This window comes from Pantoea sp. UBA6567 (assembly GCF_002434165.1).
GTDB lineage: Bacteria > Pseudomonadota > Gammaproteobacteria > Enterobacterales > Enterobacteriaceae > Pantoea > Pantoea eucrina.
Map to the genome: position 1 here is coordinate 13,030 of NZ_DJJN01000003.1, position 26,995 is coordinate 40,024.

Annotated in this window: 22 protein-coding genes; 4 read left to right on the top strand and 18 right to left on the bottom strand. The window is 55.7% G+C overall.

Annotation, left to right across the window (positions count from 1 at the left end; all coding sequences use genetic code 11):
• Positions 1-10: 10 nt before the first annotated feature.
• The 16 genes from dnaE to rpsB all read right to left on the bottom strand — a co-directional run bounded on the left by dnaE (position 11) and on the right by rpsB (position 18,741).
• Positions 11-3,493 (bottom strand): DNA polymerase III subunit alpha, encoded by a 3,483-nt coding sequence (gene dnaE / locus B4M48_RS01455; protein ID WP_071669047.1) that lies wholly within the window; start codon positions 3,491-3,493, stop codon positions 11-13.
• Positions 3,494-3,522: 29 nt separating this feature from the next.
• Positions 3,523-4,152 carry a ribonuclease HII gene (gene rnhB / locus B4M48_RS01460; RefSeq protein ID WP_283340898.1) on the bottom strand — a complete coding sequence of 210 codons (630 nt, stop codon included), beginning with the start codon at positions 4,150-4,152 and terminating at the stop codon, positions 3,523-3,525.
• Positions 4,145-5,293, bottom strand: a complete 1,149-nt coding sequence (gene lpxB / locus B4M48_RS01465; protein WP_039382748.1) for a lipid-A-disaccharide synthase — start codon at positions 5,291-5,293, stop codon at positions 4,145-4,147. The genes rnhB and lpxB overlap by 8 nt, the downstream gene beginning before the upstream one ends.
• A 3-nt stretch (positions 5,294-5,296) precedes the next feature.
• Positions 5,297-6,085 (bottom strand): acyl-ACP--UDP-N-acetylglucosamine O-acyltransferase, encoded by a 789-nt coding sequence (gene lpxA, locus B4M48_RS01470; RefSeq protein ID WP_039382744.1) that lies wholly within the window; start codon positions 6,083-6,085, stop codon positions 5,297-5,299.
• A 3-nt stretch (positions 6,086-6,088) separates the two neighbouring features.
• Entirely contained in the window at positions 6,089-6,544 is a 456-nt protein-coding gene (fabZ, locus tag B4M48_RS01475) for a 3-hydroxyacyl-ACP dehydratase FabZ (protein ID WP_007893924.1), read from the bottom strand.
• Positions 6,545-6,733: 189 nt separating this feature from the next.
• Positions 6,734-7,759, bottom strand: a complete 1,026-nt coding sequence (lpxD, locus tag B4M48_RS01480; RefSeq protein WP_039382740.1) for a UDP-3-O-(3-hydroxymyristoyl)glucosamine N-acyltransferase — start codon at positions 7,757-7,759, stop codon at positions 6,734-6,736.
• A 3-nt stretch (positions 7,760-7,762) separates the two neighbouring features.
• Positions 7,763-8,260 (bottom strand): molecular chaperone Skp, encoded by a 498-nt coding sequence (gene skp / locus B4M48_RS01485; protein ID WP_039382739.1) that lies wholly within the window; start codon positions 8,258-8,260, stop codon positions 7,763-7,765.
• Between the two features lie 111 nt (positions 8,261-8,371).
• A complete protein-coding gene (gene bamA / locus B4M48_RS01490) occupies positions 8,372-10,783 on the bottom strand; it encodes an outer membrane protein assembly factor BamA (protein WP_039382738.1) in 2,412 nt (803 codons plus the stop codon).
• 51 nt (positions 10,784-10,834) lie between these two features.
• Entirely contained in the window at positions 10,835-12,184 is a 1,350-nt protein-coding gene (rseP, locus tag B4M48_RS01495; RefSeq protein WP_288655793.1) for a sigma E protease regulator RseP, read from the bottom strand.
• An 11-nt stretch (positions 12,185-12,195) separates the two neighbouring features.
• A complete protein-coding gene (gene cdsA / locus B4M48_RS01500) occupies positions 12,196-13,053 on the bottom strand; it encodes a phosphatidate cytidylyltransferase (protein WP_039382735.1) in 858 nt (285 codons plus the stop codon).
• Positions 13,054-13,071: 18 nt separating this feature from the next.
• A complete protein-coding gene (ispU, locus tag B4M48_RS01505) occupies positions 13,072-13,824 on the bottom strand; it encodes a (2E,6E)-farnesyl-diphosphate-specific ditrans,polycis-undecaprenyl-diphosphate synthase (protein ID WP_039382733.1) in 753 nt (250 codons plus the stop codon).
• 161 nt (positions 13,825-13,985) lie between these two features.
• Positions 13,986-15,188: a 1-deoxy-D-xylulose-5-phosphate reductoisomerase gene (ispC, locus tag B4M48_RS01510; protein WP_175540480.1), complete on the bottom strand. Its 1,203-nt coding sequence runs from the start codon at positions 15,186-15,188 to the stop codon at positions 13,986-13,988.
• Positions 15,189-15,353: 165 nt separating this feature from the next.
• The gene (frr, locus tag B4M48_RS01515) at positions 15,354-15,911 is read right to left on the bottom strand and encodes a ribosome recycling factor (RefSeq protein ID WP_039385717.1); all 558 of its coding nucleotides are present in this window, start codon (positions 15,909-15,911) and stop codon (positions 15,354-15,356) included.
• A gap of 189 nt (positions 15,912-16,100) precedes the next feature.
• Positions 16,101-16,826: a UMP kinase gene (pyrH, locus tag B4M48_RS01520; RefSeq protein WP_039382729.1), complete on the bottom strand. Its 726-nt coding sequence runs from the start codon at positions 16,824-16,826 to the stop codon at positions 16,101-16,103.
• Between the two features lie 153 nt (positions 16,827-16,979).
• Positions 16,980-17,831, bottom strand: a complete 852-nt coding sequence (tsf, locus tag B4M48_RS01525; protein ID WP_039382726.1) for a translation elongation factor Ts — start codon at positions 17,829-17,831, stop codon at positions 16,980-16,982.
• A 184-nt stretch (positions 17,832-18,015) separates the two neighbouring features.
• The gene (rpsB, locus tag B4M48_RS01530) at positions 18,016-18,741 is read right to left on the bottom strand and encodes a 30S ribosomal protein S2 (RefSeq protein WP_039382724.1); all 726 of its coding nucleotides are present in this window, start codon (positions 18,739-18,741) and stop codon (positions 18,016-18,018) included.
• A gap of 320 nt (positions 18,742-19,061) precedes the next feature.
• Between rpsB and map the strand changes: the two genes are divergently transcribed.
• The 4 genes from map to B4M48_RS01550 all read left to right on the top strand — a co-directional run bounded on the left by map (position 19,062) and on the right by B4M48_RS01550 (position 24,147).
• A complete protein-coding gene (gene map / locus B4M48_RS01535; RefSeq protein ID WP_039382722.1) occupies positions 19,062-19,853 on the top strand; it encodes a type I methionyl aminopeptidase in 792 nt (263 codons plus the stop codon).
• Positions 19,854-19,918: 65 nt separating this feature from the next.
• Entirely contained in the window at positions 19,919-22,576 is a 2,658-nt protein-coding gene (gene glnD, locus B4M48_RS01540; RefSeq protein ID WP_108570005.1) for a bifunctional uridylyltransferase/uridylyl-removing protein GlnD, read from the top strand.
• Positions 22,577-22,650: 74 nt separating this feature from the next.
• A complete protein-coding gene (dapD, locus tag B4M48_RS01545; RefSeq protein WP_039382717.1) occupies positions 22,651-23,475 on the top strand; it encodes a 2,3,4,5-tetrahydropyridine-2,6-dicarboxylate N-succinyltransferase in 825 nt (274 codons plus the stop codon).
• 279 nt (positions 23,476-23,754) lie between these two features.
• Positions 23,755-24,147, top strand: a complete 393-nt coding sequence (locus tag B4M48_RS01550; RefSeq protein WP_039382714.1) for a DUF3461 family protein — start codon at positions 23,755-23,757, stop codon at positions 24,145-24,147.
• Positions 24,148-24,189: 42 nt separating this feature from the next.
• Here the strand turns inward: B4M48_RS01550 and B4M48_RS01555 are convergent, their stop codons facing one another.
• The gene (locus B4M48_RS01555) at positions 24,190-25,347 is read right to left on the bottom strand and encodes a CdaR family transcriptional regulator (RefSeq protein WP_071669051.1); all 1,158 of its coding nucleotides are present in this window, start codon (positions 25,345-25,347) and stop codon (positions 24,190-24,192) included.
• 160 nt (positions 25,348-25,507) lie between these two features.
• Positions 25,508-26,947 (bottom strand): serine endoprotease DegP, encoded by a 1,440-nt coding sequence (gene degP, locus B4M48_RS01560; protein ID WP_039382707.1) that lies wholly within the window; start codon positions 26,945-26,947, stop codon positions 25,508-25,510.
• Positions 26,948-26,995: the final 48 nt, after the last annotated feature.

The window sequence follows — 26,995 nt, forward strand, 5'->3', positions numbered from 1 at the left end:
TGTTCCTGTTTTAGTCAAACTCCAGTTCCACCTGCTCCGATCCTACTAACGACCGCAGGTCGTTAAGTAAACGATCGCTGGGCGAAATACGCCACGCTGCACCAAAGCGCAGCTTCGCCCGCGCATCTGCTCTCTGATAATAGAGATGTACCGGAATGGTCCCGGAACGATGAGGTTCCAGAGACTGGCGGAGACGGTTTAAAAGCTGGTCATCAATTTGCCTGTCCGTCAGCGAGATAGCAAGTCCGCGCGCATATTTTTCCCGCGCTTCATCGATATCCATCACTTCCCTGGCGGTCATTTTAAGCCCGCCGCTGAAGTCATCAAAGCTGACCTGTCCGCTGACGATCAGGATACGGTCTTTCTCCAGCAGCTGCTGGTACTTATCTAACGCATCGGTAAATAGCATGACTTCCAGACGACCGGAGCGATCGTCTAGAGTACAAATACCAATTCGGTTGCCGCGCTTGGTCACCATCACGCGGGCGGCAATCACCAGCCCCGCAGCGATGGTGACCTTGCCACGTTCAGTAGGATGCATATCTTTCAGCCGCATCCCGCCGACGTAGCGCTCAATCTCTTTCAGATACTGATTAATCGGATGCCCGGTAAGATAGAGCCCCAGCGTTTCACGCTCGCCATCCAGCTGCACCTGCTCTGGCCACGGCGTAATTGACGCATACGATTTTTCGACCTGCTCCGGCTCTTCAGCCAGCACGCCAAACATATCTGCCTGCCCCGTCGCCTCTGCTTTAGCATGCTGGTCAGCGGCTTTCAGGGCATCGCTCAGGGCGCTCATCAGCGCCGCACGATGGGGTCCGAGCCGGTCAAACGCGCCGGACATGATCAGCTTCTCCATCACCCGGCGGTTAATTTTGCGCGTATCGGTACGCGCGCAGAGATCGAACAGCTCTTTAAAATAGCCGCCCTGATTACGCGCTTCGAGAATCGCTTCAATCGGGCCTTCACCGACGCCTTTGATCGCGCCGATGCCGTAGACAATTTCACCGTCGTCGTTAACGTGGAACGGATAGAGGCCGGCATTGATATCCGGCGGCAGCACTTTCAGGCCCATGCGCCAGCACTCATCCACCAGCCCGACCACTTTCTCGGTGTTATCCATATCGGCGGTCATGACCGCAGCCATAAACTCAGCCGGATAGTGTGCTTTCAGCCACAGCGTCTGATAGGAGACCAGCGCATAGGCTGCAGAGTGCGATTTGTTAAAACCATAGCCGGCGAACTTCTCTACCAGGTCGAAGATTTTCATCGACAGTTCGCCGTTGATACCCATGCTTTCAGCGCCCTCTTTGAACACTGAACGCTGCTTCGCCATCTCTTCCGGTTTCTTTTTACCCATCGCACGACGCAGCATATCAGCGCCGCCCAGCGTATAACCCGCCAGCACCTGTGCGATCTGCATCACCTGCTCCTGATAGAGAATGATGCCGTAGGTAGGCTCCAGTACCGGCTTCAGACTCTCATGCTGCCACTGGATGTCAGGATAGGAGAGTTCTTCGCGGCCATGCTTACGGTCGATAAAGTTATCCACCATGCCGGACTGCAGCGGGCCGGGACGAAACAGCGCCACCAGGGCGATCATATCTTCAAAGCAGTCAGGCTTCAGTCGCTTGATCAGATCTTTCATGCCGCGCGATTCAAGCTGGAACACCGCGGTGGTCTCTGAGCGCTGCAGCATATCGAAGCTTTTTTTATCATCAAGCGGAATAGCCGCAATGTCGATCGGCGGCAGCCCCTGCTTTTCACGGCGCGGGTTGATCATCTTCAGCGCCCAGTCGATGATGGTCAGCGTACGCAGGCCGAGGAAGTCAAACTTCACCAGTCCGGCATACTCCACATCATTTTTATCAAACTGGGTGACGGGGAACTGGCCGTTTTCATCGCAGTAAAGCGGGGCAAAATCGGTGATTTTGGTCGGCGCAATGACCACGCCGCCAGCGTGCTTGCCGGCGTTTCGCGTGACGCCTTCCAGCTTGCGCGCCATGTCGATCAGCGCCCTGACCTCTTCATCGGCGTCATAGATCTCAGGCAGCTGCGGTTCAGCCTGAAACGCTTTTTCCAGCGTCATGCCCGGATCGGGCGGCACCAGCTTGGAGATGCGATCGACAAAGCCATAAGGATGGCCCAGCACGCGCCCTACATCGCGGATCACCGCTTTCGCCGCCATGGTGCCGAAGGTGATAATCTGCGAAACCGCTTCACGGCCATACATCTCGGCAACGTGATCGATCACCTGATCGCGCTTCTCCATGCAGAAGTCGACGTCAAAGTCGGGCATGGAGACACGTTCCGGATTCAGGAAGCGTTCAAACAGCAGGTCAAATTCCAGCGGATCGAGGTCGGTAATCTTCAGCGCATAGGCCACCAGTGAACCGGCACCGGAACCGCGTCCGGGTCCGACCGGGATCCCGTTATCTTTTGACCACTGGATAAACTCCATCACGATCAGGAAGTAGCCCGGGAACCCCATCTGGTTGATAACGTTGAGCTCAATCTCCAGACGCTCATCGTAGGCCGGGCGCTTCTGCGCACGCAGCTCTTCATCCGGAAAGAGAAACGCCAGGCGCTCTTCAAGCCCCTCGCGTGATTTCACCACCAGAAACTCTTCGGTGGTCATCTCGCCGGTCGGGAACTGCGGCAGAAAATATTCGCCGAGGCGGACGGTGACGTTACAGCGCTTAGCAATCTCTACGCTGTTTTCCAGCGCTTCCGGGATGTCCGAAAACAGCTCGCACATCTCCTCTTCGCTGCGCATATATTGCTGAGGACTGTAGTGGCGCGGACGTTTCGGATCGTCCAGCGTATAACCGTCGTGGATCGCCACGCGGATCTCATGCGCATCGAAGTCCTCTTCATTGATGAAGCAGACTTCATTGGTTGCCACTACCGGTATCCCTTCCGCTATCGCCAGCTCAACGGCGGCATGCAGATAGCTCTCCTCATCGGCGCGTCCGGTGCGGAGCAGCTCAAGGTAGTAACGGTCGGGAAAGTGCTGCTGATAAAAGCTCAGACACTGCGCCACCAGCGCGTTATTGCCGCGCAGCAGGCTGCGTCCGACATCGCCGCGTCGTCCGCCCGACAGGACAATCAGCCCTTCGCCCAGCTCAATCAGCCAGTCGCGATCGAGGATAGGCCCGGCAATGCCGTAGCCGCGCTGATAGGCGCGCGAAATCAGCAGTGTCAGATTCTGATAGCCGGTGTTATTCGCCGCGAGCAGCGTAAGCTGCGTAAGCTCATCGCCCATCAGCTCGCTGGCGACCTGAAAATCAGCGCCGATAATCGGCTTAACGCCGGCACCGTGGGCGCTGCCATAGAAGCGCACCAGGCCGCAGAGGTTGGTGTAATCCGTAATCGCTATTGCCGGCATCCCCAGCGCCGCGGCTTTTTTCACCAGCGGACCGGTCTTCGCCAGGCCATCGACCATGGAGTAGTCGCTGTGCACGCGCAGATGTATAAAACGAGGTTCAGCCATATCGGTTTCCGGTTAAAACAGCGTCAGGCTTAATAAAGCGGCGCGGGTTGTACTGAGGCGTGCAGTTCGGCATCCAGCAGCGTGTTGCGCACCGGCGCAAAACTGCGACGATGATGCGGCGTGGCACCAAACTGTTTGAGCTTCGCCATATGAAGCGCGGTGGGGTAACCTTTATGCTGCGCAAAGCCATACTGCGGAAAGAGACGATCGAGTTCAGCCATTTCGCGATCGCGCGTCACTTTGGCAATAATGGATGCAGCGCTGATTTCCTGCACCAGACTGTCGCCTTTGATCACCGCCTGCGCAGGCATCGCCAGCGCCGGACAGCGATTGCCATCGATCAGCACAAAATCGGGCGTAAGGTGCAGCCCTGCCACCGCGCGCTGCATCGCCAGCAGCGTGGCATGCAGAATATTGAGCTGGTCGATCTCTTCTGGCTCAGCCCTGCCGAGGCTCCACGCCAGCGCCTTTTCGGTAATTTCATCATACAGCGCCAGACGGCGCTTTTCCGACAGCTTTTTTGAGTCTGCCAGACCAGCAATCGGGTTAGCAGGATCGAGGATCACCGCCGCCGTTACTACGGCCCCTACCAGCGGGCCGCGTCCGACTTCGTCCACGCCCGCAATACGTTGCGCATCAGGATAGATAAATTCAGCCATGAGCAATCTCCAGTACCGCATCCGCCGCCTGCTCATCGGCATTCCAGCGGATCTGCTGATGCAGTTGAGTAAAGGTTTCCAGCAGCGCGTCGCGTTCGGCACCCGCATGCAGCAGCGGCTCCAGCGCGGCGGCCAGCGTCTGCGGCTGGCACTCATCCTGCAGCAGCTCTTTAACCAGCTCCCGTCCCGCCAGCAGATTAGGCAGCGAGACGTAAGGCGTTTTGACCAGGCGCTTCGCCAGCCAGAAGGTAACGGGTTTCATACGATACCCCACGACCATCGGGCACTTTGCCAGCATACACTCCAGCGCCGCCGTGCCGGATGCCAGAATAGCCGCATCGCTGGCGATCATCGCCTGACGCCCTTTGCCATCCAGCAGGTGCATAGGCAGCTCAGGCGCAATCTCCGCTTTAATCTGTTCAAACTGCGCCCGCCGCTTTGCGTTAACCAGCGGAACCACGATTTCCAGCGCCGGGTAGCGCTGACGCAGCAGCTGCGCCGCGCGCAGAAAATCGGCGCTCAGCATTTCAACTTCTGCGCCACGACTGCCTGGCAGTAAACCCAGACAGATCGCGTCGTCTGCAATACCCAGCTCGCGACGCGCGGCCTGCTTATCAGGCTGCAGCGGCATCGCATCAGCCATGGTGTGACCGATAAAACGACACGGCACGTTAAAGCGATCGTAAAACGCTTTCTCGAACGGCAGAAACGCCAGCACCATATCGGTATTGCGGCCAATCTTAAAGACGCGCTTCTGACGCCATGCCCAGACGGAAGGGCTGACGTAGTGCACGGTACGAATACCGGCGCGCTTCAGGTTGCCTTCCAGGGTGATATTAAAATCTGGCGCATCGATACCCACAAATACGTCAGGGCGGAGCGCGGTGAAGCGCTGCGTCAGGTCTTTGCGGATGGTCAGCAGGCGTCGCAGGCGGCCCAGCACTTCGACAATGCCCATGACCGCCAGCTCTTCCATTTCGTACCAGACTTCGCAGCCTTCTGCCTGCATCAGCGGACCCGCTACGCCAACAAAGCGTGCATCAGGATGACGCGCTTTCAGCGCGCGGATCAGACCGGCACCAAGAATATCGCCGGAGGTTTCTCCGGCGACCAGGGCAATCGTTAAGGGACGCACTGACATGAATTAACGGATCAATCCACGGGTTGAACGGGCGAAGAAATCAAAGAACGGCTGGACTTCGCTGTGCTGCTGCGCCAGCGCCTCGATTTCAGGCTTTACCTCATCCAGCGTTTTACCACTGCGGTAGAGCAGCTTGTAAGCGTTGCGAATAGCATGCAGCGCCTCTTTGCTGAAGCCGCGACGCTTGAGACCTTCAATATTGACGCCAAACGGCGTGGCGTGGTTACCCTGCGCAATAATGTATGGCGGAATATCCTGCGCCACGCCGGAACAACCGCCAACCATAACGTGAGCGCCGATAGTGCACCACTGGTGCACGGCCGTCACGCCGCCGATGATCGCAAAATCATCCACGGTAACGTGGCCGCCCAGCGTCACGTTATTTGCCAGAATGCAGCGGCTGCCGATCACGCAGTCGTGTGCAATGTGCGCATTCACCATCAGCAGGTTGTCGCTGCCAACTTTAGTCAGTCCGCCACCCTGCGTGGTGCCGCGATGAATGGTCACGCTTTCGCGGATCCGGTTGCGATCGCCGATTTCGGTGCGGGTAGGCTCACCCGCATATTTCAGATCCTGGTTTACCTCACCAATAGAGACAAACTGATAGATCTGGTTTTCTTCGCCGATGCGCGTATGGCCATTAACCACAACGTGTGATTTCAATACCGTACCTGCGCCAATTTCCACGTCAGCGCCCACAATACAGAAGGGACCGATATGAACATTTGCACCCAGTACAGCACCCTCTTCAACGATGGCGGTCGGATGGATGGTGGCGGTTGAATCAATCACTAATTATGCCTCCCGGCTACGGGCACACATCATGGTCGCTTCACAGACAATTTTACCATCCACTGTAGCAACGCCTTTAAAACGTGTCAGACCACGACGGGTTTTTTCGAAGGTGACTTCCATGATCATCTGGTCACCTGGTACTACCGGGCGCTTGAAGCGGGCTTCATCGATACCGGCAAAATAATAGAGCTCGCCAGGTTCCAGTTTGCCAACGCTTTTAAACGCCAGAATACCGGTCGCCTGCGCCATCGCTTCTAAAATCAGAACGCCTGGGAAAATCGGTTTACCAGGGAAGTGCCCCTGGAAAAACGGTTCATTAACAGAAACGTTCTTTACCGCACGCAGATATTTGTGCTCTTCAAAATCCAGCACGCGATCCACCAGCAAAAACGGATAGCGGTGCGGCAGCAGTTCTAAAATCTCTTCGATTTTCAGAGTATGCGTTTCAGTAGTCAAAATACTCTTCCTGTCCTAAAAAATCTGATGGCAACAATAACACGGCCTGCACCGATCAAAATGATCTTTCGCAGGCCGCAAATCAGTTCGGTGGCGTTCGCTTCTCTGCGCTACCTGCCGTCCTTTACCACACTGAAGGGCAAAAGCAGGCAGGCGGCATTATTATGAAAGCGGGTCGCGCGGATGTGCTTAGCTGTTTTTATCAACTTTGCGTTCGATGGCTTTCAGACGTTTGCTTATGTCATCGATATTCATCACCAGCGCTGCCGTTTTACGCCAGGCTTTGTTCGGTTGCAGTGGGATCCCTGAGGAGTAAACCCCCGGCTCTGTAATGGGACGCATTACCATGCCCATACCGGTTACGGTTACTTTATCGCAGATCTCCATATGGCCGTTAATGACGCTGGCGCCGCCAATCATACAGTAACGTCCAATCTTCAGGCTACCGGCCATGATCACACCTCCCGCAACGGCTGTATTGTCACCAATTACAACGTTGTGGGCAATCTGACACTGGTTGTCTATGATAACACCATTGCCGATCAGAGTGTTATCCAGCGCACCGCGATCGATAGTGGTGCAGGCACCAATCTCTGTCCGGTCACCGATGATGACCGTGCCGAGCTGAGGGATTTTCACCCAGTTGCCGCGATCGTTAGCATACCCGAAACCATCTGCACCGATGACAGTGCCTGACTGAATCAGACAATCCTGACCAATCTGAATCTCATGATAAATCGTCACGTTGGCCCAGAGGCGCGTGCCGCTGCCAATCCGGCTCTTTTTGCCGACAAAGCAGCCTGCACCAATCACGACGTTGTCACCCAGCTCAACGCCAGACTCAATCACCGCGTTCGCCCCTACCGACACATTTTGTCCCAGCGAGGCGGAAGGATCGATCACCGCGCTGGGCGCGATATTCTGCGCGGGCTGCGGCGTGGTGTCCAGCAGTTGTGCCATGCGGGCATAGGTAAGATAGGGATTTTTCACTACCAGGGCGGCAGTATTGCACCATTCCAGATCCGCTTCCGTCAGCACCACGGCTGACGCCTGAACGCTGGCGAGCTGCTCGCGGTAGCGGCTGTTGGCAAGAAAAGTGATTTGACCAGGGGTGGCGGATTGCATAGAAGCAATGCCGGAGATGACGATATCGCCATCTCCGTGCAATTCTGCATCCAACTGCTGGGCTAAATCAGCCAGTCGAATTGATGACATCGATTATTTAACCTGTTTCAGCACGTCAGCAGTAATGTCTTTCGCATTAGCAGCATAGGCTACGGCGTTAGCATCAATCACGACATCATAACCATCGCTGTCTGCCACTTTCTTCACGGCATCCTGGATACGGCTCAGCAGTTTGTTACGCTCTTCCATCTGGCGACGACGGTTATCCTGTTCGAAAGCCTGGGCTTTGCTGGAGAAGGCTTCGCGCTGGGACATGATGTCTTTTTCCATGCGGCTGCGCTCGCTCGCCTTCATGGTAGAAGCATCACGCTGCAGTCTCTGCATTTTGGTCTGCAGATCGCGTTCCTGGCCCTGCAGCTCAGTTGCGCGGCCTTTGAACTCATTTTCAAGCTGTTTAGCAACGGTCGCACGTTGCGGTAACTGCTGGAAAATGCTGGACACGTTTACCACTGCAATTTTGTCAGCAGCCTGAACGCCAGCGGAAACCGCTAAAGCAAGACCCAGACCTGCGGCACACAACAACTTTTTCACTATAAACTCCTTACCATCAACGTTTGTGTCTGCGACACAGTGTTTGGCTCGCTTAGCGCTTTGCTGCGCTAAGCTATGCCGTACTTCGCTTCCGCTTCCCTGCTCAGAACATTACCAGGTTTTACCAATGTTAAACTGGAACTGCTCTGCTTTGTCTCCCTCGACTTTCTTCACCGGCTGGGCATAGGAGAAGACCAGCGGGCCCAGTGGCGACATCCACTGCAGCGCCAGGCCTGCAGAGACGCGAATGTTGTTAGGATCGCTGTAGTCCGGAATATCCGCAGCGCGGGTGGCTGCCGTATTCTGCCAGTTGGTATCCCAGACGGTACCGGCGTCCACAAACAGTGAAGTGCGCACAGAGTTAGCGTACTTCTCGCTCAGGAACGGCGTTGGCGTGATCAGCTCGAGGCTGGCAATCGCCATTGCGTTACCGCCTACTGCATCATCTGACTTACAGATCCCGTTTGGATCGGTCAGATTACACGATGAGGAGCGATCGTTGAGGTAAGCGGCTTTCGGACCAATCGTATTGGAACGGAAACCACGTACCGTGCTGGAGCCGCCGGCGTAGAAGTTCTCATAGAACGGCATCTCTTTATCCCCGATGCCGTCTCCATAGCCCACACGACCACGCCCCAGGACTACCCAGGTGCCGTCACGGTTCAGCGGCACATACTGCTGCGTATCCAGCGTCGCTTTATAGAACGCGTTGTCTGAACCTGGAATCGTCACCTTACCGTTCAGGTTGGTGCGGTTACCGCGCGTCGGGAAGAAGCCGCGATCCAGCGTATTGTAGGTCCAGCCATAGTTAAAGGTAAAATCATCCGCAGAGAAATCGCCTTTATTATTGAGTCCCTGTGGACGCCCGACCGAGTCGAGGTAACGCCACATTGCTACCTGCGGCCGCATGTTCGACAGATCGTTATGCACATAGCCTAAGCCAACGCGCAGGGTGTTGTTCTCATTAACCGGGAAGCCGAGCGTGCCATCAACACCGTAACTCTTGTTGGTGTAGTCTGACAGATCGGCATCGTCCGCTTTAAAGTCGTTATAGAACAGGCGACCGCCCAGACTCACGCCGTCAACCGTAAAGTAGGGATCGGTCAGTGAGAATTCAGCATAGGTCTGATAATCATTTTTGGTACCGCTGATACTAACGGTATTACCGGTACCGAGCCAGTTATCCTGGGTAACACCCACCTGGAAGCTGACGCCGCTTTCTGTTCCGTAGCCCACGCCAAAGTTAAAGGTACCGGTGTTGCGCTCTTTAACTTTGTAGACCACATCCACCTGATCCGGCACGCCTGGTACGCGCTGCGTATCCACATCAACCGTTTCAAAGTAACCGGTGCGGTTCAGACGCTCTTTACCCTGATCAACCAGATCGCTGCCCAGCCATGCGCCTTCCATCTGACGCATCTCACGGCGCAGTACAGCATCTTTTGAGGTGTCGTTCCCTTCAAAACGGACTTTACGCACGTAATAGCGATTACCGGCATCAACGTTAATATGCAGCTTAACGGTTTTGTCAGCGTCGCTGATTTCCGGCTGCGTCACGACGCGCGGATAGGCATAGCCATAGCGGCCCAGCAGCTTTTTGATATCATCTTCCATCTGCGTCACTTTGGTGCCGTTGTAAAGCTCACCATTCGGGATTTTGGTCAGATGTTCAATTTCTGCTGAGTGGCCTGCCATGCTGCCGTTCACAATCACGCCGGCGATTTTATACTGGTCGCCTTCGTTGATGTTGACGGTGATGTAGATGCCTTTTTTATCCGGCGTCAGGCTGACCTGAGTCGAGTCGATATTAAAGCGCGCATAACCGCGATCCAGATAGAAACTGCGCAGCGTCTCAAGGTCGCCGGCCAGCTTCTGCTTCTGATATTTGCGATCGCCAACCACGTTCCACCACGGCACTTCATCACGCAGCTGGAAGCGGGAGATCAGTTCATCAGAGCTGAACGCTTTGTTACCCACGATGTTGATCTGCTGAATTTTGGCAGAGACACCTTCCTGGAAAACAAATTTCAGATCCACGCGGTTACGCGGCAGCGGTGTGGCAATCGCTTTTACGCTGGCGGTGTATTTGCCGACGCTGTAGTAGAAATCTTCCAGTCCCTTCTCGATTGAAGAGAGCGTGGTGCGATCCAGCGCTTCGCCGACGCGAACGCCTGACGCTTCGAGGTTCTGCTTCAGCTGATCCTCTTTCACCGCCTTGTTACCGGAGAATGTGATGCTGGCAATAGTCGGACGCTCTTTAACCTGAACAATCAGGGTCGTTCCGTCACGTAAAACCTGCACATCTTCAAAATTGCCGGTGGCAAACAGTGAGCGAATGGTGTTTCTGATATCATCATCATTCACCGTATCACCGACGCGTACCGGCATGCTGAGCAGAGCCGCGCCGACGGCGACTCGCTGGAGACCTTCGAAATGAATGTCGTTCACCACGAAATCGTCTGCACCGTAAACGGTGGCGCTGCTAAACAGCAGCGACGCTATGAGCAACTTTTTCATCGCCATCGTTGTTATGCGTTTTCCTAACACATCCCGCACCTGTCTGCGTTCCAGACGTTACAGGCGAGAGAAATCATTGAAAAGTGCAAGCCCCATTAACAGCACCAGCAGAATTGAGCCGATGCGATAACTGAAGTCCTGAACTCGCTCGGACACCGGTCCTCCTTTGATCTTTTCGATCGCCAGAAAAAGCAGATGCCCACCATCTAAAACCGGTAACGGAAACAGGTTGATGATGCCCAGATTGACGCTTATCAGCGCCAGGAACATCAGATAATAAATCACCCCGTACTCCGCTGATAAACCGGCACCCTGCGCAATCGAAATCGGGCCGCTCAGGTTATTCAGCTTTACATCACCTGTAATCAGCTTACCCAGCATCGACACCGTAAGCTTCATCAGCTGCCAGGTTTTGACGCCTGCCTCACCGATAGCGGCCACCGGCCCATACTGTTTCACCGTTTTATATGCGTCAGGCAGCGGCTGCACGCGCGGAATAACGCCGGCGAATCCCTCTTCAGGCTTGCCCGGCTTCGCGGCTGGCGTCAGCGTCAGAGAGTGCCGGGCGCCATTTCGCTCAACCTCAAGCGCCATCGGTTTACCCGGATTATCCCATACCTGCCCGGCAAATGCCTGCCACTGCGTTAACGGCTGACCATCGACTTTAACGATCCTGTCGCCCGCTTGCAAACCGGCAGCGCTGGCGGGTGAATCCGCCTGTATTTCTGCCAGCGTGGTTTCAATCTGTGGCCCGCGTGGACGAATGCCGAGCGCTACCACCGGATCCTGCTTGTCTGGCTCAAACTGCCAGTCACGCAGGTCGACCCGCTTCTGCTGGGTTGCGCTTTCGCCAAACTGAGAAACGGTCAGCGTGGTACTCTCATCGCCGATTTTCCCAATCAGGGCCATGCGCACAGCATCCCAGTCAGGCGTTTCGATACCGTCAACTGCGTTAAGTTCCATGCCTGACTGAATTTGCGCTTCCGCTGCGACGGAGCCGCTCACAATTTCGCCAACCACCGGCCGTACGCCGGGCACGCCATGCATAAAGACCAGCCAGTAAGCGAAGATAGCGAAGAGGAAATTGGCAACCGGCCCCGCGGCGATGACGGCAGCACGCTGCAGCACGGTTTTGTTGTTAAACGCCTCGTGACGGCGCTCAGCGGAAACGCTCTCTACGCGCTCATCCAGCATTTTGACATAGCCGCCGAGCGGGATCAGCGCAATAACATACTCTGTCCCCTGCCGGTCAGTCCGTCGCCAGAGCGCCTTACCGAAACCGATAGAAAAGCGTTCGACATAGATGCCGCACCGGCGTGCCACCCAGAAGTGGCCAAACTCATGCACGGTGATCAGCACGCCCAGCGCGACGATGAAAGCAGCAAAACTCCAGAGAATGCTTAACATAGTTGCTGCTCCTAGAGGGTATGAAACACCAGCAGCAGCAGGCAGGCAAATACCGGCACGGCCGCTGTGAGGCTATCGATACGATCGAGGATACCACCGTGGCCGGGGATAAGATTTCCGCTGTCTTTAATGCCCGCTTCACGCTTAAACATACTTTCAGTGAGATCGCCCAGTACTGAGGCGAGCGTGGCAACAACGGCACACGCAATCAGCGTGCCCGGCGCCACCGTCAGCGGAGCCAGCAGCGCAAACAGCCAGGCGATGATAGCGGAGGAGAGCAGCCCGCCAAAAAAGCCTTCCCAGGTTTTACCCGGCGAGACTTTAGGCGCCAGCTTGTGTTTGCCGAACAGCCGACCAAACATATAGGCACCCGAGTCCGCGCCCCATACCAGCAGCATAACGAACAGGAGCCACCAGGCGCCGGCGAAGTGATCAATGTCGTAGTGATACTGGCGCAGCGCGATCATGCCACAGAAAAACGGGACGATAGTCAGCACGCCAAACAGCAGACGAAGCGGACGCGAGCCGCGCCAGAGTGCGGCAGAGGCGGGATAGAACAGCACCAGAAAGAGAGCAACGACCCACCAGCCAAGTGCGGCCCAGAGCGAGCTTTCCAGCTGAGGCTGATGCGCATCGTGAGAATAGGACGGTAAGGTAAACAGCATCGCTGCCAGCAGCAGGCCACAGAGCAGCGCCAGCCAGACGCGCTGCTGACGGGTAGCCATACCGGCCAGCTGCCCCCACTCCCAGGCGGCGAGCATGCAGATAGCAATCGTAGTAATCGCGAAACCAGACAGCGGTAACCAGAATAGCGCAGCGATCACCAGCGGAATCAAAATAAACGCGGTGATCAGACGAGACTTCAGCAAAGGTTACCCCCAGGTAGCTCAGGCGCCGCCTGGTGCAGCGCCGCCATAGCGTCGCTCCCGCAGAGAGAATGCATTCAGTGCACCTTCAAAAACATGTTCATCAAAATCAGGCCAAAGAACATCGGTAAACCAGAACTCAGCATAGGCTATCTGCCACAGCAGGAAGTTGCTGATTCGATGCTCTCCCCCGGTCCTTATCACTAAATCCACCGGCGCCAGCTCCTGCATACAGAGGTAGGGAGCAAGGCTTTCTTCGGTTATCTGGTCAGGACGCAGTAGCCCTTCCTGAACCTGTTCGGCCAGTTTCCTGGCACCCTGGATAATATCCCAACGGCCGCCATAGTTGGCAGCAATGTTGAGGGTCAGTCCATTATTTTGTTGAGTCAGTTCCTCGGCGCGGCGAATGCGTTCCTGAATACGACCAGAAAAACGGCTGATATCACCAATAATGCACAGACGTACATTATGTTTATGCAGGCTCTTTACTTCACTGTCGAGAGCCCAGATAAATAATTCCATTAACGCCGTCACTTCCTGCGGCGGTCGGCTCCAGTTTTCACTGCTGAACGCATAGAGCGTTAACGCTTCCAGCTTGTGGCTGACCGCAAAGCTGACGGCACGGCGAACCGATTTTACCCCGGCTTTGTGGCCTGAAATACGCAGTTTGCCCTGATTTTTTGCCCAGCGACCATTACCATCCATAATGATGGCCACGTGACGTGGTGTGCAGTACGACCCGTCATCGATTGTATTGTGATTGTTGGACGACATAACGCGTAATAATTCCTTTCATCAGAAATGCTGTGTTTTCTGAATACATTGCGCCTGCGGCAAAGGCCGGCCCGTAAGCCGGATGACATCGAAACAATGTCGTGCCGTAAAACGCGAGCGACTATACCATTTTCAGCCAGAGCGAACAAATAGCGGGGCTATCAGCCAGCCAGAGTGACGCGTGACAGCAGTGCCTTTGCATGCTGCCGCGCCAGTCGATCGATTTCCAGCACCTCATCAATACTGGCTGGCTCCGGCGAGCTGAGCGTAGCCAGTACTTCGCTGTTGAGGGCGGCAATATCGGTAAAGCGAATCTGATGCTGCAAAAACGCTGCTACCGCGATTTCATTTGCTGCATTCAGCGTCGTCGTGGCCGCCTGCCCTGCAGTACACGCATCGATTGCCAGCTTCAGGCAGGGATAGCGTACGTAATCGGGTTCAGCAAACGTCAGCGCTTTCATTCGGGTGAAATCAAGCGGCGTGACGCCAGCGGCGATACGTGCAGGCCATGCCATGCTGTGAGCAATCGGTGTGCGCATATCAGGCGATCCCAGCTGCGCCAGCACGCTGCCGTCACAATAACGCACCATAGAGTGGATCACCGACTGCGGGTGCAGGATGACCTCCATTTGCGCGTCAGTGGCGTTGAACAACCAGCGGGCTTCAATGTATTCAAGACCTTTATTCATCATAGTGGCCGAATCAACGGAGATTTTGCGCCCCATTGACCAGTTCGGATGCGCACAGGCCTGATCCGGCGACATAGCAGCCAGATCTGCCAGTGGCGTGTCACGAAAAGGACCACCCGATCCCGTGAGGAGAATCGAGTCGATCCCGTTCTCCCGCAGATCAGCGTACCCCAACTGATGCTGTATGGAAGCGGGCAAACTCTGAAAAATGGCATTATGCTCGCTATCGACCGGCAGCAGCTGCGCCTGATGCTGACGCACAGCCTCCATAAACAAGCGGCCGCACGTGACAAGTGACTCCTTGTTAGCCAGCAGCACGGTTTTTCCGGCACGAATCGCTGCCAGCGTTGGCTGCAGGCCCGAGGCGCCGACAATCGCCGCCATCACCTGATCAACCTCATCCAGCGCCGCCAGATCGCAGGCTGCCTGAACGCCGGAGAGCACTTCGGTATCGACGTTGAGTGCTCTCAGTCGCTCACGCAGGTCGGCAGCGGCGGTCTCATCAGACATCGCCGCATAGCGCGGCCGGAACTGCTGGCACTGCTCAGCCATCAGCGCAGCATTCTGCCCTGCGACCAGCGCCGTAACCTGATAGAGATCGGGATTCGCGGCGACAACCGCCAGCGTACTGGTGCCAATTGAGCCGGTGGATCCCAGAAGAGTTAATTGCTTCATCATGCTATCCCTGTGAAGTCATCATAGGTGCCCGCAACGGCGCCAGGCACAATGTAAAACGCCGCCAGAGTGCATTCGGTACGAATACGGCTCTGAACGGCGTTTTATATCTGTTACAGGCAGGCGCTTACCTGCCTCCAGCAGATACAGATCGGGCTGACAGACTCAGAAGTCCATCAGCTCCTTCTCTTTTTCTGCCAGCGCAGCATCAACATGCTTGATGTGAAGGTCGGTCATTTTCTGGATATCATCCTGTGAACGACGTTCGTCATCTTCGCTGATCTCTTTATCTTTCAGCAGCGCTTTGATCTTATCGTTGGCATCACGGCGAACGTTACGCACGGAAACACGCCCCTGCTCTGCTTCGCCACGAACGATTTTGATCAGATCTTTACGGCGCTCTTCTGTCAGCGCCGGCAGCGGAACACGGATGTCGGTGCCGGCTGAACTTGGATTCAGGCCGAGGTCGGACGTCATGATCGCTTTCTCAACGGCCGGACCCAGAGAGCGATCGAACACGTTGATTTTCAGCGTACGGGAATCTTCTACCGTTACGCTGGCGAGCTGACGCAGTGGCGTAGGTGTACCGTAGTATTCCACCACAATGCCGTCGAGCAGTGAAGGTGAAGCACGACCGGTACGCACTTTGCTGATGGTGCTTTTGAATGCTTCCACGCACTTGTCCATGCGTGTTTCGGCATCTTTTTTAATATCGTTAATCACGTTAAAACCCTTGGATTCGGTTTGACCTGGCCATTTCCGCACGCGTCGGAACTGGTATCGATAAACATCGATCATCCTGCTACCTGCTGCTGACGTACAAGCCGCCTGCAACATCGATTATGTCAGGTAGTGGCGCAGCGTCAGGCACTGCGCTATCAGAATATACCTTATTTTACCTTGCGTCGGATATTAATGCGTAATCAGGGTGCCTTCTTTTTCACCCATTACCACGCGACGCAGTGCGCCAGGCTTATTCATGTTGAAGACGCGAATCGGCAGTGCGTGGTCACGCGCCAGCGTAAAGGCGGCCAGATCCATAACTTTCAGCTCTTTTTCCAGCACTTCAGCGTAGCTGAGCTGATCGTACAGCGTCGCGTCCGGATTTTTCACCGGATCGGCTGAGTAGACGCCATCTACTTTGGTCGCCTTCAACACGACGTCCGCTTCAATCTCAATGCCGCGCAGGCAGGCAGCAGAATCGGTAGTAAAGAACGGGTTGCCGGTACCGGCAGAGAAGATCACCACGCGGTTATTACGCAGCAGGCTGATCGCTTCAGCCCAGCTGTAGTTGTCACAGACGCCGTTAAGCGGGATGGCAGACATCAGGCGTGCGTTCACATAGGCGCGGTGCAGCGCATCACGCATTGCCAGGCCGTTCATGACGGTCGCCAGCATACCCATGTGGTCGCCTACTACGCGGTTCATGCCCGCCTGAGCGAGGCCTGCGCCACGGAACAGGTTACCACCACCAATCACCACACCTACCTGGATGCCCAGCTCAACCAGCTCTTTCACCTCTTGCGCCATGCGGTCAAGCACGCTCGCGTCGATACCAAAACCTTCGGCACCCTGCAGGGCCTCGCCGCTCAGTTTCAGTAGGATACGTTGGTATACAGGTTTTGCGTTGGTCGCCATGGTCAATTCTTCCTGGAGGATAAGATGAATGAGAAGTTAAATCTGGTGGATCATCCGCTTAGCGCGTCAAAAAAGCTATTGGGATGAGACTGAAAATTACTGCGCCAAAACGCAGACAAAAAAGAACCGCCTCGCGGCGGTTCCGGTCACTCATTAAGACTGTTTGGACATCGCAGCCACTTCAGCTGCAAAGTCGGTTTCAACTTTCTCAATGCCTTCGCCCACTTCAAAGCGGATGAAGTTGATGACATCTGCGCCTTTCTCTTTCAGCGCCTGACCCACAGTTTTGCTTGGGTCGATAACGAAAGCCTGACCAGTCAGAGAGACTTCGCCGGTGAATTTCTTCATACGGCCTTCAACCATCTTCTCTGCGATCTCTTTTGGCTTGCCAGACTGCATCGCGATATCCAGCTGTACCTGGTACTCTTTCTCAACCACGTCAGCAGAAACATCTTCTGGCTTAACGAACTCTGGCTTGCTTGCCGCAACGTGCATTGCGATCTGCTTGCTCAGCTCTTCATCAGCAGCGGTGGTAGAAACCAGAACGCCGATACGCGCGCCGTGCTGGTAGCTGTTCAGCTGAGCGCCTTCCAGTACTGCTACGCGACGGATGTTGATGTTCTCACCGATTTTAGCAACCAGTGCAACACGCTCTTCTTCGAACTGTGCTTTCAGCGCTTCAACGTCGGTGATTTTGCCGGCAGTAGCTGCATCCAGAACTTTGTCAGCAAACGCCTGGAAACCGCCATCTTTAGCAACGAAGTCAGTCTGGCAGTTAACTTCCAGAATCACACCGTAACCATCAACGATTTTGGTTTTGATCACGCCGTCAGCTGCAACGTTACCTGCTTTTTTCGCAGCTTTGATTGCGCCAGACTTACGCATGTTTTCAATTGCCAGCTCGATGTCGCCGTTCGCTTCGGTCAGCGCTTTTTTGCAGTCCATCATGCCTGCGCCAGTACGCTCACGCAGTTCTTTTACCAATGCAGCGGTAATTTCAGCCATTCCAGAATCCTCGGTTCGTTTCCGGGTGCGTGCGCACGCGCAGAAACCTGTTGCGGAAAATTTACTCTGCCCCGCCAGCCCGTAACAGGGAGCGCGACAGACGGAGATAAATAAAAGGGGCCTGTGCGGCCCCTTATACAGATAACATCTGATGTCTAAGGGCTCTCAGAAAGAGCAATCCTTATTAAGCGTTTTCTAAAGACGCGTCTTCAGCCTGCTCAGCCAGGTCCTGTGAACGGCCTTCGCGCACGGTAGTGGCAACAGCAGTCAGGTACAGGCTTACAGCACGGATCGCATCGTCGTTACCAGGGATAACGAAATCAACGCCATCTGGATCAGAGTTGGTATCAACGATAGCAAATACCGGGATACCCAGGTTGTTTGCTTCTTTGATTGCGATGTGTTCGTGGTCAGCATCAACAACAAACAGCGCATCTGGCAGACCGCCCATGTCTTTGATACCCCCCAGGCTGTTTTCCAGCTTGGCCAGCTCACGAGCACGCATCAGTGCTTCTTTCTTGGTCAGTTTGTCGAACGTGCCGTCCTGAGACTGAGTTTCCAGATCTTTCAGACGTTTGATTGACTGACGAACGGTTTTCCAGTTAGTCAGCATACCACCTAACCAGCGGTGGTTAACGAAGAACTGGTCGCAGCTCAGAGCTGACTCTTTTACCGCTTCAGCAGCAGCGCGCTTGGTACCAACGATCAGGATTTTACCTTTGCGAGAAGAGATCTTCTGCAGCTCAGCCAGAGCGTCGTTGAACATTGGTACAGTTTTCTCAAGGTTGATGATGTGAACCTTGTTACGTGCACCAAAAATGAATGGCTTCATTTTTGGGTTCCAGTAACGGGTCTGGTGACCGAAGTGAACACCAGCCTTGAGCATGTCGCGCATGGAAACAGTTGCCATGATTACCTCTAAAGTATGTTTGGGGTTGGGCCTCCATGTATCCCATACGACCGACCTCTTTCAAGGCACCCCGGCGTATGTGTCGATACATGTGTGTTTTAGTACACATAATGAGATTTATGCGCTTCCTGCCGTCTCGCTTTCGTAAGACAGCAGAGAATCGTCGGCGCGCTTTATACCATAACAGGTATAAATACGCCAGCGGTTGTTAGCGCAAAACGTGTGCGGCAATCCCGATTTGGCAGCCCATTTGCTGCCTGCTAACATGACTGCCACAGAACTCATTATTGTCGAAAATTTCGGCGATTGCGGAAAAATTCATGGCTATCTCAATTAAAACTCCTGACGAAATCGAAAAAATGCGCGTGGCGGGCCGCCTGGCCGCTGAAGTGCTGGAAATGATCGCCCCTCACGTTGTGCCGGGTGTGACCACCGGTGAGCTTGATCGCCTCTGCCACGAGCACATCACACAGCAGCAGCAGGCGGTTTCTGCCTGCCTTGGCTATCACGGCTTCCCTAAATCGGTCTGCATCTCGGTAAACGAGGTGGTGTGCCACGGTATTCCCAGCGACGATCGCGTCCTGAAAGAGGGTGATATCGTGAACGTTGATGTCACCGTCATTAAAGATGAGTATCACGGTGATACCTCAAAAATGTTTATCGTCGGCAAACCCACTATCCTCGGCGAGCGCCTCTGCCGCGTGACGCAGGAGAGCCTCTATATCGCTCTGCGTCTCGTTAAGCCAGGCATTCGCCTGCGTGAGCTGGGACGCGCGATCCAGCAATACGTTGAGGCGCAGGATTTCTCCGTGGTGCGTGAGTATTGCGGTCACGGTATTGGCAAAGGCTTCCATGAAGAGCCGCAGGTGCTGCACTATGACGCCGACGACAGCGGTGTGGTGCTGCAGGCCGGCATGACGTTTACCGTGGAGCCGATGGTTAACGCAGGCGATTACCGCATCCGCACCATGAAGGATGGCTGGACGGTGAAAACCAAAGATCGCAGCTTGTCCGCGCAGTATGAGCATACTATTGTGGTGACAGAAACTGGCTGTGAGATTCTGACGCTGCGTGAGGATGACACTATTCCGGCGCGGCTGGAAAACGTCTGATCCTCTCTCTGCTACCCACTGAGCCGGCTTAATGCCGGCTTTTTAATGCGCGAAGGGGCATGTTGATGAGCGGTAACGTGACCGAGGCAGTACACAAAATTCTCACCGATTCACCCGCCGGCTGGGCTGACGACGCGCTAACGCGTGAACAGCTGAAAGCCGCGCTGGAGCAGTTTCAGCACGCGCTGAGCCTCGCCTTTGATGCCGGCAGCGACGTGGAGTCGCTGATCGACACGCGCACGCTGTTTATCGATCGTCTGCTGCGACGGCTGTGGCGTTTCTTCGGTTTTGATACGCTAAGTGATATGGCGCTGGTCGCGGTGGGCGGCTATGGCCGTGGCGAGCTGCATCCGCTGTCGGACATCGACATTCTGATCCTCAGCCGTCAGCCCCTTGATGAGGCCGCCGCGCAGCGCACCTCTGAACTGATCACGCTTATGTGGGATCTGCGGCTTGAGGTGGGACACAGCGTGCGCACGCTTGAGGAGTGCCTGCTGGAGGGCTTATCCGATCTCACCGTGGCAACCAACCTGATTGAGTCGCGCATGCTGACCGGCGACGTTGCGCTGTTTCTTGAGCTGCAGAAGAATATCTTCAGCGAAGGCTTCTGGCCCTCATCGCGCTTTTTTGCTGCCAAAATTGAAGAGCAGCAGGAGCGCCATCAGCGTTACCACGGCACCAGTTACAATCTCGAACCCGATATCAAAAGCAGTCCGGGCGGCCTGCGCGATATCCATACCCTGCAGTGGGTAGCGCGTCGCCATTTTGGTGCCACCACCATGGATGAGATGATGGGCTTTGGGTTCCTGACCGAAGCGGAGCGCAATGAGATCAACGAGTGTCAGGAGTTTCTCTGGCGCATCCGCTTCGCCCTGCATCTGACGCTGCCACGCTACGACAACCGCCTGCTTTTTGATCGGCAACTGACCGTCGCGCATCGCCTCAGCTACTCCGGCGAAGGCAACGAGCCGGTTGAGCGCATGATGAAAGATTTCTACCGCGTAACGCGCCGCATTAGCGAGCTGAACCAGATGCTGCTGCAGCTGTTTGATGAAGCGATCCTCGCCCTGCCAGCGACCGAAAAGCCGCGTGCGCTGGATGATGATTTTCAGCTACGCGGCGACCTGATTGACCTGCGCGACCCGGATCTGTTTCAGCGCGAGCCGCAGGCCATTCTGCGCATGTTTTATGTCATGGTACGCAACGCCTCAATTACCGGGATCTACTCCACTACCCTGCGCCAGCTGCGTCATGCGCGCCGCCATCTGCGGCAGCCGCTGTGCCAGATTGCTGAGGCGCGCCGCACTTTTATGGCGATTCTGCGTCATCCCGGCGCGGTAAAACGCGCGCTGCTGCCGATGCATCGCCATAGCGTACTCTCCGCCTATACGCCGCTCTGGGGCAACGTGGTCGGCCAGATGCAGTTTGATCTGTTTCACGCCTACACGGTGGATGAGCACACCATTCGCGTGTTGCAGAAGCTGGAGAGCTTCGCCGATGAGAGCACGCGGCCAAAGCATCCGCTGTGTGTGGAACTCTGGCCGCGCCTGCCCCAGCCGGAGCTGCTGCTGATGGCAGCGCTGCTCCATGATATTGCCAAAGGCCGCAACGGCGATCACTCAATACTGGGCGCGCAGGATGCGCTGGAGTTTGCTGAGCTGCACAACCTCAACTCCCGGGAGACCCAGCTGGTGGCCTGGCTGGTGCGTCATCATCTGCTGATGTCGGTCACCGCCCAGCGTCGCGATATTCAGGACCCTACGGTGATCCAGCAGTTCGCCGAGATAATGCAGAATGAGAATCGCCTGCGCTATCTGGTCTGCCTCACCGTCTCCGATATCTGCGCCACCAATGAGAGCCTGTGGAACAGCTGGAAGCAGAGCCTGCTGCGCGAGCTGTTTTTTGCTACCGAGAAGCAGCTGCGACGCGGCATGGAAAATAGCCCGGATCTGCGCGAGCGGGTGCGCCACCATCGTCTGCAGGCGCTGGCGCTGCTGCGCATGGAGAACCTCAATGAAGAGCGGCTGCACCATATCTGGAGCCGCTGCCGCGCCGACTATTTTCTGCGCCATACGCCTAATCAGCTGGCGTGGCACGCCCGTCATCTGATTGACCACGACCTCAGCCAGCCGCTGGTGCTGGTCAGCCCGCAGGCGACGCGCGGCGGCACGGAGATTTTTATCTGGAGCCCGGATCGCCCCTATCTGTTTGCCGCCGTAGCGGGTGAACTCGACCGCCGTAATCTCAGCGTGCACGACGCGCAAATCTTTACCAGCCGTGACGGCATGGCAATGGATACCTTTATCGTCCTCGAACCCGATGGCAGTCCGCTTTCACCCGATCGCCACCCGCTGATTATTCAGGCATTACAGCAGGCCATTACGCAGCAGGAGTGGGTGCCGCCGCGTACCCGTCGCCAGTCCGCGCGCCTGAAACATTTCAGCGTGGACACTGACGTGAAATTTTTGCCGACCCACACCGACCGGCGCAGCTATCTGGAGCTGATCGCGCTCGATCAGCCAGGACTGCTTGCCCGGGTAGGTGAAGTCTTTGCCGATCTCGGCGTGTCGCTGCACGGTGCGCGCATCAGCACCATCGGCGAACGGGTTGAGGATCTCTTTATCCTCGCCAATAGCGAACGGCGCGCGCTGAATGCAGAAATGCGCGATGTGTTACAACAACGGTTGACAGAGGCCCTTAATCCAAACGATAAAGTGTCCTGAATCACACTGCACAGATAAATTGAATCCTGTCCGGACACGTCCGGGCATCCGTATGACAGACTCAGGAAATAGCTATGCAACAGTTACAGAGCGTTATTGAATCCGCCTTTGAGCGCCGTGCTGACATCACGCCCGCCAGCGTCGACAGTGCCACCCGTGAAGCGATCAATCAGGTGATTGGTCTGCTGGACAGCGGCGAACTGCGCGTCTCTGAAAAAATCGATGGCGAATGGGTAACGCATCAGTGGCTGAAAAAAGCGGTGCTGCTGTCGTTTCGCATCAATGACAATCAGGTTATGGAAGGGGCTGAAACCCGCTTTTATGACAAGGTGCCGATGAAATTTGCCGGCTGGGACGATGCGCGCTTTAAAGCGGCAGGTTTCCGCGTGGTGCCACCAGCAGCCGTACGCCAGGGCGCTTTTATTGCGCGTAACACCGTGCTGATGCCTTCCTACGTCAACATCGGGGCTTTTGTCGATGAAGGTACCATGGTTGATACCTGGGCCACCGTGGGCTCCTGTGCGCAGATTGGCAAAAACGTGCATCTCTCCGGCGGCGTGGGCATTGGCGGCGTACTGGAGCCGTTGCAAGCTAATCCAACCATCATCGAAGATAACTGCTTTATCGGCGCACGTTCCGAAATCGTTGAGGGCGTGATTGTCGAGGAGGGTTCGGTGATCTCAATGGGCGTTTATATCGGCCAGAGCACCAAAATTTACGATCGCGAAACCGGTGAAGTTCACTACGGCCGCGTCCCGGCTGGTTCAGTAGTGGTCTCAGGTAATCTGCCGTCGAAAGATGGCAGCTACAGCCTCTACTGCGCGGTAATCGTGAAAAAAGTTGACGCTAAGACGCTGAGCAAAACGGGTATCAACGAACTGCTGCGTACTATCGATTAACTTCTCTGAGCGCTTTTCTTACTCATGACGGCACTGGCAACGGTGCCGTCATTTTTTCTTTACACCCCGCCTGATACAACCTGTTTTGCGCCGCAAATTAACTGGTGCGTTTACTTTTCAAACAGTCCATAATTCGCGCCAGTTAACTCCGGACGCGCACTGTCTGACCCGGTTTTTCGTCTAAAGTTTATAAGTATGCCGTAAGCATTCCGGATCCGACCTGGAACGATTGATGACATGTCTGCGCGCTCACTCATTCTCAGAGGAAATTTAAACGCCATGTATGACAACCTGAAAAGCTTAGGTATCAGCAATCCTGAAGACATCGATCGTTACAGTCTGCGTCAGGAAGCGAACAACGACATCCTGAAAATCTATTTCCGCAAAGATAAAGGCGAATTTTTTGCCAAGAGCGTGAAATTCAAATATCCGCGCCAGCGCAAAACCGTGGTGGCCGAACATAACGGTCAGGGCTTCCGTGAAATTCAGGAGATCAGCCCCAACCTGCGTTACGTTATCGATGAGCTGGATCAGATTTGCCAGCGCGATCGGGTTGAGGTGGATCTGAAGCGCAAGATCCTCGACGATCTGCGCCATCTGGAGAGCGTGGTCTCTAATAAGATCGCTGAGATTGAAGCCGATCTCGATCAGCTGACCCGTAACAGCCGCTGATCCGTTTACACATCGCACTCAGGCCAGCGCTGCTGGCCTTTTTTACGCCCGTTCATCCAGCTGCAGCGCCACATACAGCAGCAGCCGGTCGTCGAAATTGCCGAGATCCAGTCCGGTCAGTTCTGAAATCCGGTTCAGACGATACTCCAGCGTATTACGATGAATAAACAGCGCGCGTGCCGTGGCGCCAGGCTGCACGTTATGGCTGAACCAGGCGAGCAGCGTACGCCGTAATAAACCGTTGGTATCGATGCTTCTGAGTTTTTCCAGCGGACGCGCCAGCTCGCTGGCCTGCCAGCCGCCACGCAGGCTGTCGAGCAGTACCGGCAGCACCAGATCCTGATAAAAAAAACTGCGCTGCTCCGGCATACGCTGCTTGCCCACTGACATAGTGGTGCGGGCAGTACGCCACGAGCGCGCAATGCCGCCCGGTCCGGGGAAATAATTGCCCAGCGCAATCCGCATACGCACCTGACCGCTCTCTTTCATACGCTGCAGCAGCTGGTCAACGCGCCGGCGGTGATCGTCGTGATCGTAACGGCCGTGAGCGTTCAGCGCGGGTTTCAGCACCACCATCTCCGTCAGCGATACGATGGCAATGAGGTTATCGCGATCCGGCGTGGTCAGCAGCGTCTGCAGCTGCTGCAGCTCTGACATTGCGCTGTCTACGCCCAGCTGGCCGCTATCCACTTCCACTACCGCCACCACACGCGGCTGGTTAAGATCGATGCCCAGCCGCTGCGCCCATTCGTTCAGCGTCGGCGAGAGTGTGTCGCTGCGGATCAGGTTAAGCACCAGCTCTTCGCGCAGGCGGCTATCCTGCGCCAGCAGATGCAGCAGCCGCGCCTGTTCCAGCATCATCTCCGCCGTCATACAGACCAGTTCGCCGTAATGCCGCAGGGCAGCAGGTTCTCCGGTCAGCCCGATGACTCCCACGATGCTGCCTTCAATGCGCAGCGGCAGATTGACGCCAGGCCGCACGCCGTGCAGATGCTTTGCTACCGCTTCATCAATATCCACCACCCTGCCCTGCGACAGTACCAGCAGCGCGCCCTCGTGCAGCTCGCCGATACGTTCACGATCGCCGCTGCCGATAATGCGCCCGCGCGCATCCATCACGTTGACGTTGCTGTCGATAATTTTCATGGTGCGCGCAACGATATCCTGCGCCAGACGCGCATCAAGATGAGAGGTTGCCATGGATCACTTCCTGAGCAAGGGGCAAACCGACAGAATACGCATCCTGCTGACGGCTGACATTGTGCAATTGCACATAGTGGCGGAGAGATTGCGGAAAATGTTACCGGGCGCACAAAAGAAAAAAGGCGAGCCGCAGCCCGCCCGGTTTATGCAGGGAGAATTACTGCATCAGCAGATAAAGCGACGCGTCACCGCGCAGAATGTTGAGCGCCAGTACCGGCGGTTTCGTGTCGAGAATTTTACGCAGTTCACCCAGGTTATCGATCGCCTGCTGGTTAACCCCGAGGATGATGTCACCTTTCTTCAGGCCGATACGCGCGGCCGCGCTGCCTGCTTTCACGCTGTCAACGCGCACCCCTTTGTGGCCATTGCTCTCCACGTTGCTGAGATCGGCGCCTTCAATACCGGTGTAAATGGTCGCCGACTGCACTTTATCTTTGGTGCTCTGCTGCAGCTCTACCGTCACGCTCTGGGATTTACCCTCGCGCAGCAGACCCAGCTGAAGTTTGGTGCCCGTCGGCAGCGAGCCCACTTCAGCACGCAGGGCAGCAAAGCTGCTCAGCGGCTTGCCATTCAGTGAAACCACGACGTCGCCGGCTTTCACGCCCGCTTTTGCCGCCGCAGAACCAGGCAGAACCTGGCTGACAAAGGCGCCGCGCTGGGCATCAACCTTCATCGCTTTCGCCAGCTCTGAGTTCAGCTCGGTGCCGAGGATCCCCAGCTCACCGCGTTTAACCTGACCAAACTCCACCATCTGCGCCGTCAGGTTTTTCACCATCGAGCTGGGAATAGCAAAGCCGATGCCGATGTTACCGCCATCCGGTGCCAGAATAGCCGTGTTAATCCCGATCAGCTCGCCGTTCAGATTGACCAGCGCACCGCCCGAGTTGCCGCGGTTGATGGCGGCGTCAGTCTGGATAAAGTTCTCGTAATTCTCCACATTCAGGCCGCTGCGGCCCAGCGCAGAGACGATGCCGGAGGTCACGGTTTCACCCAGCCCGTAAGGGTTGCCGATCGCAACGGTATAGTCACCTACCCGCAGCGTATCAGAATCGGCCATTTTAATCGCCGTGAGGTTTTTCGCATCCTGCAGCTGGATCAGGGCAATATCAGACTGCGGATCTTTACCGATGATTTTGGCCTCATAGCGGCGGCCGTCGCTGAGCTGAACCTGAATTTTTGTGGCGTTGTCCACTACGTGGTTGTTGGTAACCACATAGCCTTTCTCTGCGTTAATAATGACGCCGGAACCGAGTGCGCGGAACGGCTGTTTTTGTGCATTGCCCGGTGCGCCATCATCTGCGCCACCGCCACCCTGACAGAGCGGCGATCCCTGAAAAGGCGATCCATCCTGACAGAAAGGCGAATTATCGCCAAAGAACTGCTGAAACTGCTGCGGCATGCGCGGCGTTTTTACCGCAGTGCTGCCTTCAACGTTTATGCTCACCACGGAAGGCATCACTTTTTCCAGCATGGGTGCCAGACTGGGCAGCTGCTGGCTGGAGGAGGACGCCGTTTCAGCGGCAAATACTGCAGCAGGCGCGCACGCCATACTCAGACTCAGTGCCAGCGCACTCAGCATCAATCTGTTTTTTTTCATTCGTTTTTTCTCTCTGAAAGTTGCAGCCTGACCATTGCTGTGGCCGTC

What these genes read in the sequence shown, in the direction of transcription:
- dnaE (WP_071669047.1), bottom strand. Translation starts at nt 3,493, where the DNA reads ATGGCTGAACCTCGTTTTATACATCTGCGCGTGCACAGCGACTACTCC.
- rnhB (WP_283340898.1), bottom strand. Translation starts at nt 4,152, where the DNA reads ATGGCTGAATTTATCTATCCTGATGCGCAACGTATTGCGGGCGTGGAC.
- lpxB (WP_039382748.1), bottom strand. Translation starts at nt 5,293, where the DNA reads ATGTCAGTGCGTCCCTTAACGATTGCCCTGGTCGCCGGAGAAACCTCC.
- lpxD (WP_039382740.1), bottom strand. Translation starts at nt 7,759, where the DNA reads ATGTCATCAATTCGACTGGCTGATTTAGCCCAGCAGTTGGATGCAGAA.
- bamA (WP_039382738.1), bottom strand. Translation starts at nt 10,783, where the DNA reads ATGGCGATGAAAAAGTTGCTCATAGCGTCGCTGCTGTTTAGCAGCGCC.
- rseP (WP_288655793.1), bottom strand. Translation starts at nt 12,184, where the DNA reads ATGTTAAGCATTCTCTGGAGTTTTGCTGCTTTCATCGTCGCGCTGGGC.
- ispU (WP_039382733.1), bottom strand. Translation starts at nt 13,824, where the DNA reads ATGTCGTCCAACAATCACAATACAATCGATGACGGGTCGTACTGCACA.
- ispC (WP_175540480.1), bottom strand. Translation starts at nt 15,188, where the DNA reads ATGAAGCAATTAACTCTTCTGGGATCCACCGGCTCAATTGGCACCAGT.
- pyrH (WP_039382729.1), bottom strand. Translation starts at nt 16,826, where the DNA reads ATGGCGACCAACGCAAAACCTGTATACCAACGTATCCTACTGAAACTG.
- tsf (WP_039382726.1), bottom strand. Translation starts at nt 17,831, where the DNA reads ATGGCTGAAATTACCGCTGCATTGGTAAAAGAACTGCGTGAGCGTACT.
- rpsB (WP_039382724.1), bottom strand. Translation starts at nt 18,741, where the DNA reads ATGGCAACTGTTTCCATGCGCGACATGCTCAAGGCTGGTGTTCACTTC.
- map (WP_039382722.1), top strand. Translation starts at nt 19,062, where the DNA reads ATGGCTATCTCAATTAAAACTCCTGACGAAATCGAAAAAATGCGCGTG.
- glnD (WP_108570005.1), top strand. Translation starts at nt 19,919, where the DNA reads ATGAGCGGTAACGTGACCGAGGCAGTACACAAAATTCTCACCGATTCA.
- dapD (WP_039382717.1), top strand. Translation starts at nt 22,651, where the DNA reads ATGCAACAGTTACAGAGCGTTATTGAATCCGCCTTTGAGCGCCGTGCT.
- B4M48_RS01550 (WP_039382714.1), top strand. Translation starts at nt 23,755, where the DNA reads ATGTATGACAACCTGAAAAGCTTAGGTATCAGCAATCCTGAAGACATC.
- B4M48_RS01555 (WP_071669051.1), bottom strand. Translation starts at nt 25,347, where the DNA reads ATGGCAACCTCTCATCTTGATGCGCGTCTGGCGCAGGATATCGTTGCG.
- degP (WP_039382707.1), bottom strand. Translation starts at nt 26,947, where the DNA reads ATGAAAAAAAACAGATTGATGCTGAGTGCGCTGGCACTGAGTCTGAGT.